Origin of the sequence: Arthrobacter sp. R-11 (genome assembly GCF_049913155.1) — a bacterium.
Taxonomy (GTDB): domain Bacteria; phylum Actinomycetota; class Actinomycetes; order Actinomycetales; family Micrococcaceae; genus Arthrobacter.
Map to the genome: position 1 here is coordinate 2,819,270 of NZ_CP183979.1, position 15,499 is coordinate 2,834,768.

Genomic DNA, 15,499 nt, shown 5'->3' on the forward strand with positions numbered 1-15,499 from the left:
CCGGCCGCCGCTTCGCCTACTTGACGCTGGCGCTGGTAAGCCAGCGGAAGGCGGCCACGAGCTTCATCGGCTCGCTGGATCCGGTCGGCGGAACGTAGATGGCTACCGATTCGGCGAACGTCTGGGAGGTGCCCACCGAGCTCGACTCCTTGCCTGCCAGCACGGCCGCGGCCTTGTCGGCGATCAGCGTGTCGCCTTTGGTCTTGGGAGTGGTCGCGTAAACGAAGTCGAGCCGGCCCACAACGAGGGCGCCGCCGTCGGAGGTGCGGAAGACCTTGGTCTCAGCGGGCACCGGGGTGTGCGTGAACTTGAAGACCCCGTTGCTGCCCGCCTTGACGGACTCCTTCTGGTACTCAAGGGTGTCGGAGATATACGGCGAACCCGTGCCTTCAACCAGCTTGGTCTTGAACGCGGACTCCGTCTTGGAGAGCCGGTCAGCCAGTGCCGCCATGGCTTCGTTTCCGCTGTAGAGCAGCCCGGTCTTGTCGTCGGCCGCAGACTGCTTGGTGCCGCCCAGCGGGATCGCGGGGAAAGAGGAGCCAGGCTGCATAGGGGCCGTGGCCAGGAGCTTGTAGTTCTCCCGCGGAGCAGACTGGCTCAGAGTCAGCACCTGCGGCACGACGTTGCCGTCACCCTGGGTCACGGCGACAACCGTGCGGGGCCAGCTGCGCTGGGTGGTTACGACGCTGCCCAGCAGTTTGCTGGCGCGCACCGGCATGGGCGCCCGGTAGGCCGAGATCTTGGCGCGGATCTTGTAGTTCTGCGAGCGCACCAGCAGTTCGGTGCCGCCGAGCCGGGTCTTCAGCTTCGCGGCGTCGCGGGCTGCGTCACCGGCCGAAACGGCGTTGGCAACCTGTTCCAGGATGCGCTTGAGCTGGGCGTCGACCAGGACGGGCACGTCGGCGGCCGCGGAAGCGCCCTGCGACGCCGACGGCGAGGGGGATTCTGCAGCTTGGGCCGCTACAAGCGGTGCCCCTGCGAGTGCGGCGGAAAGGGCGCCCGCAAGCAGGACCCGCAGGGCGGTGGTGCCGCCCTTCTCCTGCGGAGCTTCGCCCTTCAGCGGGGCGGGGCCCGCAGCTTCCCGGCCGGCTTCCGCCGGCACCTTGCTCCCGGAACCGCCGCCGGAACCGCCGTTTCCGCCGTTTCGTGCACCCAGGAACCTGCTGAGCAGGGGCATTGCGGCGCCTGCCGCGATGATGACGGAGCCGAAGATGATAAGCGGGACAGCCCACGGCATGGCGGTGTCATTCGGGTACGTCACGGAAATCGATGCCGGCGCGGGCTTGGTGCCGTCGCTGGCGAGCAGGAGGGACCATTCGCCGCCGGCCGGCGGGCTCCACGTATATTCAAGCTGTCCGCTGGCGCTTTCGGTTTCGACCCAGAGGTCGGACCCGGCCGGGGCCGGTGCAGTAGCTTCGCCCTCGGTGCTGGCGACCTGAAGCGACTTGCCGTCCTCCGAGACCCCGCTGACCGTGTTGTGGGCGGTCTTGCCTACCCAGGCGTCGACGTCGTCGGGGCGGCCCACGGCCAGCACGAAGTTGCCTTCGCCCTTGATCGTGATCCGGCTTGGTCCGCCCTGGTGGTCCAGGAAGCCTTGCCCGATCACAGTCAACGGGGCGGCTTTCGTATCGCCGGGAGCAGACGCGGTCACGGTGTCGGCAGGAGCCCAGAAGGTCAACTGGCCGATGCCGGCCAGCAGTATCAGCAGGCCCAGCAGCGCCAGGGAGGCTGCAGTCTTCAATCGCACAGGAATACCAATCATCAGCGGTCGTTGAGCTTTAAGGGTAACGGTTTTGTTACCCGGCGGTCGGTCGCGGGGCTCGCCTCGTGGCCCCCGGATTCCCCTCAGCGACGGGGCAAAACCGCAGATTCATGCTGCTGGTAGGGTGACGAACAACATTGGAATCGGCTTTGCCTGCGGGGCCGCACGGAATGCAAAGGCAGTAGAAGCGCGTGAATGAGCACAAGTCCCCGACGCCTCCCGGGCCGTCCGACGACGCGGAAGGAACCGCCCAAGCGGCAAACGGGCGGGCACCCAGGGCGGGCATGTTCGCCGTGCTTGCCCGCAGGCTCCGGCAGCCCCTCCCCGGTGCCCAGCCGCGGCTGCGGTTCGAGATGCCTCCGGAGCTCGACGGCGGCGATGACTCCGCGCTCGACGATGGCGACGCCCGCTTCGGTTCCCCCGGCCCCCGGATGTCCGCACAGCACCCGCTTTACCTCGGATTCATGGGAACGGCCGGCGTCGGCGCGGCACTGCTGCTCTTCTACATCGGCACCCACACGGCCCAGCTCCTGCTGTGGATCGTGACCGCGCTTTTCATCGCGCTGGGACTGGATCCGGTGGTCCGCTGGCTCGAGACCCGAAAGGTTCCGCGCCCCGCGGGCATCCTGCTCGCCGTCGGGGTGTTGGCCGTAGGTGTCGCAAGCTTCTTCGCCACGCTGATCCCCACCATCGTCGAGCAGGTGACCGAAATCGTGGGCCAGGCGCCCACCTGGATCCGGGACTTCCTGGATTCGGAGTTTTTCCGGACCCTGGACAACCAGTTTGGGGTGCGGGACCGGATCAGCCAGGAGCTGGACAAGTTCGTCAAGAACCCCGACGCTATGGGCGGCATCTTCGGCGGCGTGGTGGGCTTCGGTTCCACAGTGGCCAACAGCCTCTTCGGCGCGCTGATCGTGCTGGTGCTCAGCCTGTACTTCCTGGGCGCCCTGCCCGCCATGAAGAAATGGGCCTACCGCCTGGCGCCCCGGTCCCGCCGCCCCCGGGTCGAGGCCCTCTCGGAAGAGATCACCCGTTCCGTGGGCAACTACGTGATCGGCCAGGCATGTGTGGCCCTGCTCAACGCCCTGTTCGCCTTCATCGTCATGAGCATCCTCGGCGTTCCGTTCAGCGTGCTGCTGGCCTTCGTGGTCGCACTGCTCGCGTTCATCCCGCTGGTCGGCGGCATGATCGCCGCGGTCGTGGTGATCCTGGTGGCCCTCACGCTGGGCTGGCAGACCGCGGTGGTCTACGCGATCTGCTACTTCGCCTACCTGCAGTTCGAGGCCTACTTCATCTCGCCGCGCATCATGCAGCGTGCCGTCGCGGTACCGGGTGCGGTGGCTGTCATCTCGGTGATCGCCGGCGGCAGCCTGCTGGGCGTGCTCGGCGCGCTCATTGCGATTCCCACCGCGGCGGCGACCATGCTGCTCATCAAGGAAGTCTTCATCGTCCGCCAGGACCGCCACTAGCGACCAGGCGCTAGGCCGCCGTCGCGAACGGACCTGCCCACTCGCGCGGCAGGCCATCGGGACCGGCGCCGGCTTCGGTGACGTCGTCGACGATCTCGTCCAGCACCCGCGCGGCGTACTTCTCGCCCACCCACAGGTGCTTGGCGCCGTCGACCCCCAGCAGCCGCGCCTGGGGCACGAGGCTGAAGCGCTCGGCTGCCTCGGCCGGCTGCAGGAAGTCGTCGTGTTCCGGAACCAATACGGTCAGCGGTTTGCCTGAGGACGCCCATTCCTTCAGGTGGACATCCGTCGCGCGGTGCAGCGGCGGGGAGAGCAGGATGGCGCCCTCCACCTCGGAGGCCACCGGATCGACAGCACCGTACATGAGCGCCAGCTCAGTGCCGAAGGACCAGCCCACCAGCCAGCGGTTCGGCAGGCCGCGCCCGACGGCGAAGCGCACTGCGGCCTCGACGTCATACCGTTCGCCGATGCCCTCTTCGAAGCTGCCCTGGCTGGTGCCCCGGGGCGAATGGGTGCCGCGGGTGTTGAAGCGGAGCACCGCGACGCCGGCCAGCGCCGGAAGGCGGTAGGACGCCTTCCGGTAGACATGGGAGTCCATGAAACCGCCGTGGGTGGGGAGCGGATGCAGCGTGATGAGCGTCGCTGTGATTTCCCCCGATTCCGGAAGCGCCAGCTCCCCCACCAGGACCTTGCCGTCTTCGGTTTCGATTTCGATGTTTTCCCGGCGCGCCGGCAACACGGTCGAGGCGCGGATGGCCACGGGAGCCTGAGCTTGGGTGAACACGAACGAAGCGGGGTCGAAAGTCATGCTTCCAAGGGTATCCCCGCCGCCCGCATGGCGCCCTGCCGTGCCTCAGCGGTAGCGGTAGGTGCGCCCCGTCCAGCACTTGTTGTGCCAGTGCCGGCGTTCCTCCAGGCCGGCGGCATCGCCCAGCAGGTGGCTTGCCGACCACACCACCAGGTGGGCCGTTCCCGGCAGGATCGCCATCGAACAGCCGGGGCAGACATAGTTCTTCTCGGCGTTCCTTGCGGTCATAGTGCGGACGATCCATTCGCCGTCGGGAGCGACCTCCCGCCGCGCAATCCCGGCCCTTGCCCGTTCCAGGTCCAATTCGGGAGCTTCGGCACCGCGGGTCCACTTCGAATTCGCGGAGCCTGTGCGGCGGGGACGGTTGGAACGGGGCATGGCTCCATTCTGCCCCAGAGCCGGCGGCCGGGCGGCACCCCGTCACAGGCAGTAAAGTTGAGCGGGTGCGACTCGTCATAGCCCGCTGCTCAGTTGATTACGTCGGCCGACTCAAGGCCCACCTGCCCCTGGCCACCCGGCTCCTCCTGGTGAAGGCCGATGGTTCCGTGCTGGTCCATTCGGACGGCGGTTCCTACAAGCCCCTGAACTGGATGAGCCCGCCGGCCACCCTACGCGTCACCACCCCCGAAGAGGCCGAGGTGGAAGAAGGCGTCGTTGAACAGTGGACAGTGCAGTCGGCCAAGACCGACGACCGCCTGATCATCAACATCTACGAGCAGCTCCACGACACTTCCCACGAGCTGGGCACAGACCCTGGCCTTATCAAGGACGGCGTGGAAGCGGACCTCCAACGCCTGCTGGCCGAGCAGATCGAAACCCTGGGCAGCGGCTACTCCCTGATCCGCCGCGAGTACTTCACCGCGATCGGCCCGGTGGACATCCTGGCGCGCGACGCCGACGGCGGCACGGTCGCCGTCGAGCTCAAGCGCCGCGGTGACATCGACGGCGTCGAGCAGCTCACGCGCTACCTCGAACTGCTCAACCGCGATCCCCTGCTGGCCCCTGTGCGCGGGATTTTCGCAGCCCAGCAGATCAAGCCGCAGGCCAAGGTCCTCGCGAACGACCGCGGGATCGACTGCGTGACGCTCGATTACGACGCGATGCGCGGCGTGGACGACAGCGAGTCCCGGCTCTTCTGATCGCCATTGATTGAAATATTTTAGTTTCGCTCACTAGCAATCAGTAGACTGAGCGGCTCCGCCCAATAGAATCAATGGCATGACAGACCCGAGCCTGCCTTCGGCCATGCCCACGCCACCCCGCCAGCTCATCAGCGGAACCATCGTCAGTGACGGGGCCGTCATCGAGGACGGGCTGGTGGCCGTGGACGGCGACCGGATCGCCTTCGCCGGACCGCTCGGGGACTTCGACGAGAACGCCTTCGAAGGATTCACCGGACTGCCCAACGCTACGCCACCGGCGGGCCGCTACCTCCTGCCCGGCTTCGTCGACGTGCATTGCCATGGCGGCAACGGCGGCGACTTCCCGGGCGGCGACGAGGACTCGGCACGCAAAGCGATCGATTTCCTGCACCGCTCGGGAACCACCACGCTCCTGGCGAGTATGGTCACCGCCTCGCGGGAGGACCTGCTGCGCGGCATCGGCCTCTACGTGCGCCTGGCCGACGAAGGGCTGCTTGCCGGCATCCACCTCGAGGGACCGTTCCTCTCGCATGCCCGCTGCGGCGCCCAGAACCCCGCCTACCTCCTGGAGCCCGACCTCTCGCTCATGGCCGAGCTGATTGAAGCTGCCGCGGGAAAACTGGCCACCATGACGTACGCGCCGGAACTGCCCGGCGCCGCCGAGCTGGTGGACCTGATGACCTCGCACGGCGTGACGCCGTCATTGGGCCACACCGACTGCGACGACGCCACCGCCACCGCGTCCCTCGCGGCCGCCCGGGATGGGCTGGCGTCGGCAGGGTTCGACGGAGTCAGCTCACTTCCCACGGTCACCCACCTGTTCAACGGGATGCGACCCCTTCACCACCGCTCCCCCGGCCCCGTGGCTGCCTGCCTGCGCGCCGCGCAGGCGGGCAAGGCCGTGGTGGAACTGATCGCCGACGGCACACACCTTGCCCCTGCAACCGTAGCCACCGTCTTCCAGCTGGTCGGCGCCGCCAACATCCTGCTGGTCACGGACTCGATGGCGGCCGCCGGACTGTCCGACGGCAACTACATGCTCGGGCCCTCGCCCGTCACTGTCAGCGGCGGCGTCGCCACGCTGGACGCCACCGGCTCGATTGCCGGCGGCACCGCCACCATGCTCGACGTCGTGCGACACACTGTGGCGGCCGGCGTCGGACTGGCGGATGCGGTCCTCTCGGCAACAGCGGTCCCCGCAGCAGTGCTGGGCCTTGCCGATGAAGTGGGCGGCCTCCGGCGGGGCCTGAGGGCCGATCTCGTGGTGGTGGACGGGGACCTTGAGCTGGCCGCCGTCCTGCGCCAAGGGGCCTGGCTTTAGGCTGCCTGCACAAAGGCGGGGGCTATTACCTTATTTATACCGAAATGCCGTTACCTTCTTTTTACTTAAATTTTCCCGGAATTCCCCGGCAGACCGTTGACCAGCACTAATGGCCATGAAAGTGTTGTAGCAGTCTTTGTGTAGGTGTGATTCATGCTCGCAAGACTTGTTGCGAGCGTGAAGCTCCTGCAATACCAGCCAGGCAATGCCAGGGCGGAATTCAGGTCTTCTCGCGGAGTGACTAAGCGCGGCACGCAGTGTGCCGGACTTAAAGAAGAAGTTCCACAATGAGGAGAAACGAATAATGGCACTGGGCACTGTCAAGTGGTTCAACGCTGAAAAGGGCTTCGGCTTCATCACCCCGGACGACGCCGAAGGCGACGTCTTCGTCCACTACTCGGAGATCCAGACCTCCGGCTTCCGCACCCTCGACGAGAACCAGCGTGTTCAGTTCGAAATCGGCCAGGGCGCCAAGGGCCCGCAGGCCACCGGCGTAACCGCGCTCTGATCGAGCCACGCAAACGGAAAAGACCCGGGCAGGCTGCCCGGGTCTTTCTGTTTAAGCTTCCTGGAATTCAGCGCCAGGTTCCGACTCCGATCACCGGGCCGGCCTCCAGCCAGGAGGACAGCCCCGCATAGGCTTCGAAGCGCATGGCAAGCATGAAGGACTCCCCTTCGTGCCGTAGTTCAACGACCACAACGTCGGGCTGCAGCTTGGTCAGTTCGGTCTCACTGGGCTTCCGGCGGCCGAGCAGTTCCAGGGAACTGCGTTTGAAGCTGTGCCGGGGGCGGAAGCTCAGTGACAGGAGGCTGAACCATTCCAGCTCGGAGTCCTGATAACGACAAACCCCCATCCGCCAGCTGTTTCCAGCCATGCAGATGGAGGCGTCCACCGTGCCGAGGGCGCGCCGCAGATTGAAGCGGCGCACCCCCACGAGGCACAGTGTCAAAACAAGCAGGCCAAAGGCACTTGCCAGGATGATGAACGGAAAAACAGAATCGTCCATCAAGGTCGTGCTATCGGATCCCCGCGGTAGCTGATTCACCCAGCTGGGCGTTGTCAGCAACAATGACCACCCGGTTGTTGTCGACGGAGAAGAATCCCCCGTCGACAGCCACCGCGATGCGGTCTCCGGAAACCGGCTCGATTGCCAGCTCGCCCTCGGCCAGGATGGCGAGCAGCGGCGAGTGGCCCGGCAGGATTCCGATTTCACCATCGCTGGTGCGGGCCTTGACCATCTTGGCCGCGCCGGACCACACGAAGTGGTCCGCCGCTACAATCTCAACCTCGAGCTCAGCCATGCTACTTGGTCTGTTCCTGGATCTTGGCCCACTGGCGCTCGACGTCATCCATGGCGCCGACGTTGAAGAACGCCTGCTCAGCGATGTGGTCGACGTCGCCGTCGCAGATGGCCTTGAAGCCCTCGATGGTGTCCTTGATGGACACGGTGGAGCCCTCGACACCGGTGAACTGCTTTGCAGTGTAGGTGTTCTGGGAGAGGAACTGCTGGATGCGGCGGGCACGTGCCACGACGATCTTGTCTTCTTCGGACAGTTCATCGACACCGAGGATGGCGATGATGTCCTGGAGTTCCTTGTTCTTCTGCAGGATCTGCTTCACGCGCACAGCGGTGTCGTAGTGGTCCTTGCCGATGTACTGCGGGTCGAGGATTCGCGAGGTGGAGGTCAGCGGATCCACGGCCGGGTACAGGCCACGGGATGCGATTTCACGGGAGAGTTCCGTGGTCGCATCCAGGTGGGCGAAGGTGGTTGCCGGAGCCGGGTCGGTGTAGTCGTCAGCCGGGACGTAGATGGCCTGCATCGAGGTGATGGAGTGTCCCTTGGTCGAGGTGATGCGCTCCTGGAGGAGACCCATCTCGTCGGCCAGGTTCGGCTGGTAACCCACGGCGGAAGGCATGCGGCCCAGAAGGGTCGAAACCTCGGAACCGGCCTGGGTGAAGCGGAAGATGTTGTCGATGAAGAGCAGCACGTCCTGGTTCTGGACATCGCGGAAGTACTCCGCCATGGTCAGGGCGGACAGCGCCACGCGCAGACGCGTTCCCGGCGGTTCGTCCATCTGGCCGAACACAAGGGCGGTGTCCTTCAGAACGCCGGCCTCTTCCATTTCGACCCAGAGGTCGTTGCCTTCACGGGTACGCTCGCCGACACCGGCGAACACGGAAGTACCACCGAAGTTGCGGGCAACACGGGTGATCATTTCCTGGATCAGAACGGTCTTGCCGACGCCAGCGCCACCGAACAGACCGATCTTGCCACCCTTGATGTAGGGGGTGAGAAGGTCGATGACCTTGATGCCGGTTTCCAGCATCTCGGTGGAACCTTCGAGGGACGCGAAGCTCGGAGCCTTGCGGTGGATCGGCCAGTAGGCGTCAGCCTTGATCTCGGACTCGTCAACGTCGAGCGGCTTGCCGAGCACGTTGAAGATGTGGCCCTTGACACCGTCGCCGACGGGCACGGAAATCGAGGCGCCGGTGTCCTGCACGGAGGTGCCGCGGACAAGTCCGTCGGTGGCCTGCAGGGAGATGGCACGGACGAGGTTGTCACCCAGGTGCTGGGAGGTCTCGAAGGTGATGGTCTTGGTCTCGCCGTTGAGGGTTACCTCGGTGGTGAGTGCGTTGTAGATGGACGGGATTGCGTCGGCCGGGAATTCGACGTCGACAACCGGGCCAATGACACGGGCAATGCGGCCGGTGGCACCAGCCGTTGCGGCTACGTGCTCGGTAGCGGTGGCAGTCATCTCTCTCACTTCGTTCAGTAGATGGCGTGGGGTTAAGTTTATCTGTTTGGTGCGGCTGCGACTGATGCCGTACCGGTTACGCGCTGAGGGCGTCGGCGCCGGCCACGATCTCGGACAGTTCCTGCGTGATTTCAGCCTGGCGGGCCGTGTTCCGCAGTCGCGTGTACTTCTTGATCAGCTCGGTCGCGTTGTCACCGGCCGACTTCATCGCGCGCTGGCGGGCAGCGAGCTCGGATGCTGCGGCCTGCAGCATCGCTGCGAAGATGCGGGACTCGATGTAACGCGGAAGCAGTGCATCAAGGACCTGCTCGGCTTCCGGCTCGAACTCGTACAGCGGCAGCAGTTCCGACTCGCTGACCGCCTGCTCTTCGACTTCCAAGGGAAGAAGGCGGACCACGGTGGGTTCCTGCGTCACCATCGACTTGAAGCGGGTGTACACAACGTGGATTTCGTCCACGCCGCCTTCCGCGTAATCGGTGGCGAACTCTTCGAGCAGGGCAGCGCCGATTTCCTGCGCCGTCGCGAACTCCGGTGCGTCCGTTCCGCCGGTCCAAACACGGGCGTAGGGGCGGCTGCGGAAATCGAAGTACGCCTGGGCCTTGCGGCCGAGCACGTAGGTCTTGACGTCCTTGCCTTCAGCACGGAGGAGTTCGTTGAGTCCTTCGGCCTGCTTGAGCACGCTGGCGGAGTAGGAACCGGCCAGGCCACGGTCAGAGGTGATGACCAGGACGGCGGCACGGCGGATCTGCTCCGGCTCGGTGACGAGCGGGTGGTCGATTTCGTTCTGGCTCGCGACAGCAGAAACGGCACGGGTAATCGCATTGGCATACGGCAGCGAAGCTGCAACGCGGGCGCGGGCCTTACCGATGCGCGAGGTAGCGATCAGCTCCATCGCCTTGAAGATCTTGCGCATCGACGTCGTCGAGGAGATCTTCTGGCGGTAGACCCGGATCTGGGCTCCCATACTTATCCTTTCCTAAGATCCCGGTGCCGGGCCGGCCGGAGCTTGCGCTCCGGCCGGCCCGGTCAACGGAACTAGCGCTTCTGCTTGACGATCTTTTCCTGGTCGACTTCGCCGCCGGAGATCGCTTCGTGCTCTTCGTGGCCGGCGCCAACCAGACGGTTGTCGCCTTCCCCGAAGAAGCCCTTCTTGAAGTCAATGATCGAAGACTTCAGCGCCTCAACGGTGTCGTCATCCAGGACGTTGGTCTGAGCCAGCGTGGTCAGGATGGAGGACTTGTGCTTCAGGTGCTCCAGGAACTCGGACTCGAAGCGGTTGATGTCCTCAACCGGCACGTCGTCCAGGTAGCCGTTGGTGCCTGCCCAGATGGAGACAACCTGGTCCTCGACCGGGAACGGCGAGTACTGGCCCTGCTTGAGCAGTTCCATCAGGCGGGCGCCGCGGGTCAGCTGCTGGCGGGAAGCTGCGTCCAGGTCCGATGCGAACATCGCGAAGGCCTGCATGTCGCGGTACTGGGCCAGGTCCAGCTTCAAGGTACCGGAGACCTTCTTCATGGACTTGACCTGGGCCGCGCCACCCACGCGGGAGACGGACACACCGACGTCAACAGCGGGACGCTGGTTGGCGTTGAAGAGGTCCGACTGGAGGAAGATCTGACCGTCCGTGATGGAGATGACGTTGGTCGGAATGTAGGCGGAGACGTCGTTGGCCTTGGTTTCCACGATCGGCAGGCCGGTCATGGAACCTGCGCCGAGCTCGTCGGAGAGCTTGGCACAACGTTCCAGCAGGCGGGAGTGCAAGTAGAAGACGTCGCCCGGGTAGGCTTCGCGTCCCGGCGGACGGCGCAGGAGCAGGGACACTGCACGGTAGGCTTCGGCCTGCTTGGACAGGTCGTCGAAGATCACCAGGACGTGCTTGCCGGCGTACATCCAGTGCTGGCCGATGGCGGAACCGGCATAGGGAGCCAGGTACTTGAAGCCGGCCGGGTCGGATGCCGGAGAGGCCACGATCGTGGTGTACTCCAGGGCTCCGTGGTCTTCCAGGGTCTGGCGGACAGCGGCGATGGTGGAAGCCTTCTGGCCGACACCCACGTAGATGCAGCGGACCTGCTTCTGCACGTCGCCCGAAGCCCAGTTGGCCCTCTGGTTGATGATGGTGTCCACGGCGATGGCGGTCTTGCCGGTCTGGCGGTCACCGATGATCAGCTGGCGCTGGCCGCGGCCGATCGGAATCATGGCGTCGATTGCCTTGAGACCGGTCTGCATCGGCTCGTGCACCGACTTGCGCTGGGTCACGCCCGGAGCCTGGAGTTCCAGTGCACGGGTGGTCTCAGCCTTGATCTCGCCGAGGTCGTCGATCGGCTGGCCCAGCGGGTCCACAACACGGCCGAGGAAGGCGTCGCCCACCGGAACGGACAGGATCTCACCGGTGCGGTGGACTTCCTGGCCTTCTTCAATACCGGTGAAGTCACCGAGGATGATGACACCGATTTCGCGGACGTCGAGGTTCTGGGCGAGGCCCAGCGTGCCGTCTTCGAAGCGAAGCAGCTCGTTCGCCATGACCGAGGGAAGACCCTCAACACGGGCGATGCCGTCACTTGCGGCGGTCACGCGACCAACCTCTACGCGCTCTGCGTTACCGGGTTCGTAGGACGCCGCGAACTCGTTCAACGCATCACGGACGTCGTCGGCGTTGATGGTCAATTCGGCCATCTGCAGTCCCTGCTCTCCTGTTTTCGTGATCATCGTTGTCACGATGACCGGGTTTTGTATCAGTTAGTTGTTCTTGTCCGGCTAGCCGGCGAGTTGCCGGCGGAGTTCGGACAGGCGGGCCACGACCGAAGCGTCGAGCACTTCGTCACCCACCTGGACCCGGATTCCACCGATCAACGCCGGATCAACGTTGACGTTGACCTTCAGTTCACGGCCGTAGAGGGCATCGAGCCCGGCCTGCAGGCGGCTGGCCTGCGTTTCCGTCAGCGGACGGGTGACGCTGACGGTCGCAATCCAGCGCTGCTGGCGCTTGGCGGCGAGTGCCGCGAAGCTGTCGACGAGCTTTACCGCCTTGATCCCGCGCGGCTGGGACACCGCCTGGCCAATGAGGAGCTTGGCTTCCTCGCTGGCGCCCGGGACCAGTTTTCCGGCAAGAGCAACCTTCGCTGCAGCGGAAGCCTGCGGCTCAGCCAGAGCAGCTTGTACATCGTGGCTGGAAGCAACGGCCTGCTTGAAGGCAAACAGTTCGTTCTCCAGCCCTTCCAGCCCCGTGATTCCGGAGGCAGAAACGGCCGACTTGTTTTCAGCCACGGCGATGACCACCGTGGCGGCAAGAGTCTCGAGTGCATCGCCGATGTCACGTGCGGCTGCCCAGCGCGAGCTGGCCAGTCCGGACATGATTTCCGCAGCATCAGCGGAGACTTTCCCGCCAAACAGCTGCTTGACCAGCGCCGACTTCTCTTCTCCGCTGCGGGAGGGGTCAGTCAGGGCGCGGCGCAAGCCAGCCGAGCTGTCTACCGTTCCCAGGATTCCGAAGAGTTCCCTAGCCAACTGCAGCGAGGCGAGCGGAAGCTTGGCTTCCAGCTGCTCCAGCGCCGAGGTCAGCGATTCGCTCGATACACCTGCCATTACTTAGCTGCACCTGCGTTCTGGGACTCCAGATCTGCCAGGAAGCGGTCCACCACTCGGGCGGAGCGCTCGTCATCGTTGAGCGCTTCGCCCACGATGCGGCCTGCCAGGGTCGTGGCCAGGGTGCCCACCTCGGAGCGCAGGGCAACAACAGCCGCCTGGCGCTCGGACTCGATCTGGGCGTGAGCCTGCTCGGTGATGCGCGCAGACTCGGCAGCGGCCTTGGCCTTCAGGTCGGCAAGGATCTGCGCACCTTCGCCGCGGGCTTCCTCACGGATCCGGTTGGCTTCGGCGCGGGCATCGGTGAGCTGCTGCTTGTATTCCTCGAGAGCTGCAGAAGCTTCGGCCTGTGCCTTTTCAGCCTTGGCAATGCCGCCTTCGATCGCTTCGGCGCGCTCTGCGAAGGTCTTCTCGAACATCGGGACAACAAACTTGACCACGATGAACAGGAGGACAGCAAAGCCGACGAGAACGACGCCCATCTCCCAGACATTGGGAGTAAGGGGCGATGCGGACTCCTCGCCTTCAGTGGCGGCTGAGATGATCAGCTGATTCATATTTCACCCGTCCTATCTACTCGTTACTGATTGTTCGCTTGGTTCAGCAGGTTTAGCGAAGAACGAAAGCGAAGACCAGGCCGAGGATGGCGAGAGCTTCAGTCAGGGCCAGACCAAGGAATGCGATCGGCTGCAGCACGCGCTGGGCCTCAGGCTGACGGGCAACACCGTTGATGTAGGCAGCGAACACGAGACCCACACCGATACCACCGCCGATTGCGGAGAGGCCGTAGCCGATGAGGTTGAGGGAGCCGTTGATGGAGCCTTCCATTTTTTTCCTTTCAAGATGCCACGTTCGTGGCAGGTTGTTTGGTTTGCTTCATCCCCCGAAGGGGAAGTCTGTGGGTGCCTTAGTGGCTGTCGGCGTGCAGTGCGCCTTCGATGTAGATCGCAGTCAGCAGGGTGAAAACGTACGCCTGCAGCGCCATGATCAGGGCTTCCAGCATGTACATGGCGACCGCGCCGACAAGGACCAGCACGGAAGCGCCCTTGAGGAGGACGTTCTCCTGCATCACGAGGAACTCGATGCCGGAACCGGCGAGCATGACGATCAGGTGGCCGGCGAGCATCGTCGCAAAGAGACGGAGGCTGTGGGTGACCGGACGGACCAGGAAGTTGGAGATGATTTCGATCGGCACGACGATCGGCAGGATGTACCATGGCACGCCGGACGGAACCGTTGCGAGCTTGAAGTACTTGATGCCGTTCTTCTTGAGGCCGATGCCGATCCAGGTGACGTACACGATGGCTGCCAGCACATAGGCGCCGCCAACGTGGGAGAAGCTCGGAAGCTGGATGTACGGGATGGCGCCGTAGATGTTGTTCACCAGGATGAAGAAGAACAGGGAGAACAGCAGCGGGACGTACTTAATGAAGTCACGGCCGCCGATGATGTCCTTGGCGATGCTGTTACGGACGAAGCCGTAGGCCATTTCACCCGCGAACTGCAGCTTGCCGGGAACCAGCTGCTGCTTGCGTGCAGCAAGGATGAAGAAGGTGGCGATAATGACGACCGACAGGATGACCAGCAGCATCTGCTTGGAGAATCCTTCGTGCGCACCCCACGGCAGGATAGCCGGCAGGTGCATTTCGTCGATTCCGGGAGGGGTGAAGGTCCCTGAATCCTGGGCCGGGAGCGCAAGCGCGATCAACGCGTTTCCTCTCTGCAGTGTCCATCATTGGGCTTTGGTGAGAATCGGTCCGCGTTGCCGGCGGCCACTTCCCGTGTGAAATTATTTGGCATTACTGTGCCCCGTCCTGGGACGGACCGCGGCCTGCTTTGTTCCCACCCGAAGGAGAGCCTTGACGGGTGAGGCCGTGCATATGGGAAAGGTAAAACCCCCCTGCGGCTCCAAGCAGAGCGCCTAGGAGCACAATCCAGCGGGTCCCCCACAGATAATCCAGTCCCCACCCTATCAAACTCCAGACAATGATTCCGCCGACGATGTAGCTGAAGACGGCGATGCCGGCGTTGTATCCGCCGTCGTTTCCGTCGTTGGCTGCGTCGTCGGAATTGCCGGAGCCGGAGGGGGCCGGAACGGACTTCCGGTGTTCGTGTTCAGGCTTTGCCATCGTGGCCTCCTTCGCTGGGCGAGGGGTCGTTGTAGATCTGCAGGCGTGCCTTGCTGAATCCCAGGATCTCGGCGGCCTGCCACACGATGACGGTGACGACCGCGGCGATCAGGAACCAGCGGCCGTGCAGCCACGGAGGGGCACCGAAGACGAACAGGACGACGGCGAAGCCGACAACCTTGACGAAGTAGGTGGCCACGAAGAGTCCCACTGCGCCGGAGGGATTGTTACGTCCGACGAAGTGGCCGATCAGGAGGCTGATCGCGAAGAACACGATTACCAGCGCACCACCGAAGGCGACGGACAACGCGCCCTGGCCGCCATTCAGGACCGCGGCAATGACCGCAGTGACAGCAAGGGCCAGCACAGCCGCCGTCGTACTCAGGACAAGGAGCCTGAGCCACAATGAGCTTCCGCCGACGGCAACGCCAAACTGCTTGGACTGATGTCCATCGGCGTTGGAAGTCATGGGGATGCCAATCGTCGAGGCAGGGGATGCCAGGTCTCAAAGAGGGTGGGTGCGCGTGC

18 protein-coding genes are annotated in these 15,499 nt (G+C 64.5%); 4 read left to right on the forward strand and 14 right to left on the reverse strand.

Annotated elements, in window-relative coordinates:
• Positions 1 to 16: 16 nt before the first annotated feature.
• Entirely contained in the window at positions 17 to 1,747 is a 1,731-nt protein-coding gene (locus tag ACN9M4_RS12720; RefSeq protein WP_426298408.1) for a hypothetical protein, read from the reverse strand.
• A 299-nt stretch (positions 1,748 to 2,046) separates the two neighbouring features.
• Here ACN9M4_RS12720 and ACN9M4_RS12725 point away from each other — a divergent pair, with 299 nt between their 5' ends.
• The gene (locus ACN9M4_RS12725; RefSeq protein WP_426303467.1) at positions 2,047 to 3,231 is read left to right on the forward strand and encodes an AI-2E family transporter; all 1,185 of its coding nucleotides are present in this window, start codon (positions 2,047 to 2,049) and stop codon (positions 3,229 to 3,231) included.
• A gap of 10 nt (positions 3,232 to 3,241) precedes the next feature.
• Here ACN9M4_RS12725 and ACN9M4_RS12730 read toward each other — a convergent pair whose 3' ends face one another.
• On the reverse strand, positions 3,242 to 4,039 hold the full coding sequence (locus ACN9M4_RS12730; protein ID WP_426298410.1) for an alpha/beta hydrolase: 798 nt from the start codon (positions 4,037 to 4,039) through the stop codon (positions 3,242 to 3,244).
• A 45-nt stretch (positions 4,040 to 4,084) separates the two neighbouring features.
• Positions 4,085 to 4,417 (reverse strand): ATP/GTP-binding protein, encoded by a 333-nt coding sequence (locus tag ACN9M4_RS12735; RefSeq protein ID WP_426298412.1) that lies wholly within the window; start codon positions 4,415 to 4,417, stop codon positions 4,085 to 4,087.
• 65 nt (positions 4,418 to 4,482) lie between these two features.
• On the opposite strand from ACN9M4_RS12735, the gene nucS reads away from it, so the two are divergent.
• From nucS to ACN9M4_RS12750, 3 genes are all read left to right on the forward strand, one after another.
• Positions 4,483 to 5,178, forward strand: coding sequence for an endonuclease NucS (nucS, locus tag ACN9M4_RS12740; protein WP_426298414.1), 696 nt, complete (start codon positions 4,483 to 4,485; stop codon positions 5,176 to 5,178).
• A 79-nt stretch (positions 5,179 to 5,257) separates the two neighbouring features.
• Positions 5,258 to 6,502, forward strand: a complete 1,245-nt coding sequence (locus tag ACN9M4_RS12745; protein WP_426298416.1) for an N-acetylglucosamine-6-phosphate deacetylase — start codon at positions 5,258 to 5,260, stop codon at positions 6,500 to 6,502.
• Positions 6,503 to 6,806: 304 nt separating this feature from the next.
• Positions 6,807 to 7,010, forward strand: coding sequence for a cold-shock protein (locus tag ACN9M4_RS12750; protein ID WP_074589900.1), 204 nt, complete (start codon positions 6,807 to 6,809; stop codon positions 7,008 to 7,010).
• A gap of 67 nt (positions 7,011 to 7,077) precedes the next feature.
• Here ACN9M4_RS12750 and ACN9M4_RS12755 read toward each other — a convergent pair whose 3' ends face one another.
• From ACN9M4_RS12755 to ACN9M4_RS12805, 11 genes are all read right to left on the reverse strand, one after another.
• A complete protein-coding gene (locus ACN9M4_RS12755) occupies positions 7,078 to 7,509 on the reverse strand; it encodes a DUF2550 domain-containing protein (RefSeq protein ID WP_426298418.1) in 432 nt (143 codons plus the stop codon).
• Positions 7,510 to 7,519: 10 nt separating this feature from the next.
• Positions 7,520 to 7,804, reverse strand: coding sequence for a F0F1 ATP synthase subunit epsilon (locus tag ACN9M4_RS12760; protein ID WP_426298420.1), 285 nt, complete (start codon positions 7,802 to 7,804; stop codon positions 7,520 to 7,522).
• A gap of 1 nt (position 7,805) precedes the next feature.
• A complete protein-coding gene (gene atpD / locus ACN9M4_RS12765) occupies positions 7,806 to 9,260 on the reverse strand; it encodes a F0F1 ATP synthase subunit beta (protein ID WP_426298422.1) in 1,455 nt (484 codons plus the stop codon).
• A 76-nt stretch (positions 9,261 to 9,336) separates the two neighbouring features.
• Positions 9,337 to 10,224: a F0F1 ATP synthase subunit gamma gene (locus tag ACN9M4_RS12770; RefSeq protein ID WP_426298424.1), complete on the reverse strand. Its 888-nt coding sequence runs from the start codon at positions 10,222 to 10,224 to the stop codon at positions 9,337 to 9,339.
• Between the two features lie 71 nt (positions 10,225 to 10,295).
• Positions 10,296 to 11,933: a F0F1 ATP synthase subunit alpha gene (atpA, locus tag ACN9M4_RS12775; RefSeq protein WP_426303469.1), complete on the reverse strand. Its 1,638-nt coding sequence runs from the start codon at positions 11,931 to 11,933 to the stop codon at positions 10,296 to 10,298.
• An 81-nt stretch (positions 11,934 to 12,014) separates the two neighbouring features.
• The gene (locus tag ACN9M4_RS12780) at positions 12,015 to 12,842 is read right to left on the reverse strand and encodes a F0F1 ATP synthase subunit delta (protein WP_426298426.1); all 828 of its coding nucleotides are present in this window, start codon (positions 12,840 to 12,842) and stop codon (positions 12,015 to 12,017) included.
• Positions 12,842 to 13,399: a F0F1 ATP synthase subunit B gene (locus ACN9M4_RS12785; RefSeq protein WP_426298428.1), complete on the reverse strand. Its 558-nt coding sequence runs from the start codon at positions 13,397 to 13,399 to the stop codon at positions 12,842 to 12,844. The genes ACN9M4_RS12780 and ACN9M4_RS12785 overlap by 1 nt, the downstream gene beginning before the upstream one ends.
• 52 nt (positions 13,400 to 13,451) lie before the next feature.
• Positions 13,452 to 13,670, reverse strand: a complete 219-nt coding sequence (atpE, locus tag ACN9M4_RS12790) for an ATP synthase F0 subunit C (RefSeq protein ID WP_115788874.1) — start codon at positions 13,668 to 13,670, stop codon at positions 13,452 to 13,454.
• 79 nt (positions 13,671 to 13,749) lie between these two features.
• Positions 13,750 to 14,550, reverse strand: a complete 801-nt coding sequence (gene atpB / locus ACN9M4_RS12795) for a F0F1 ATP synthase subunit A (RefSeq protein WP_115788873.1) — start codon at positions 14,548 to 14,550, stop codon at positions 13,750 to 13,752.
• 91 nt (positions 14,551 to 14,641) lie between these two features.
• Entirely contained in the window at positions 14,642 to 14,971 is a 330-nt protein-coding gene (locus tag ACN9M4_RS12800; RefSeq protein WP_426298431.1) for a hypothetical protein, read from the reverse strand.
• Positions 14,958 to 15,440 (reverse strand): hypothetical protein, encoded by a 483-nt coding sequence (locus ACN9M4_RS12805; RefSeq protein ID WP_426298433.1) that lies wholly within the window; start codon positions 15,438 to 15,440, stop codon positions 14,958 to 14,960. Before ACN9M4_RS12805 ends, ACN9M4_RS12800 begins: the two co-directional genes overlap by 14 nt.
• Between the last annotated feature and the right edge of the window lie 59 nt (positions 15,441 to 15,499).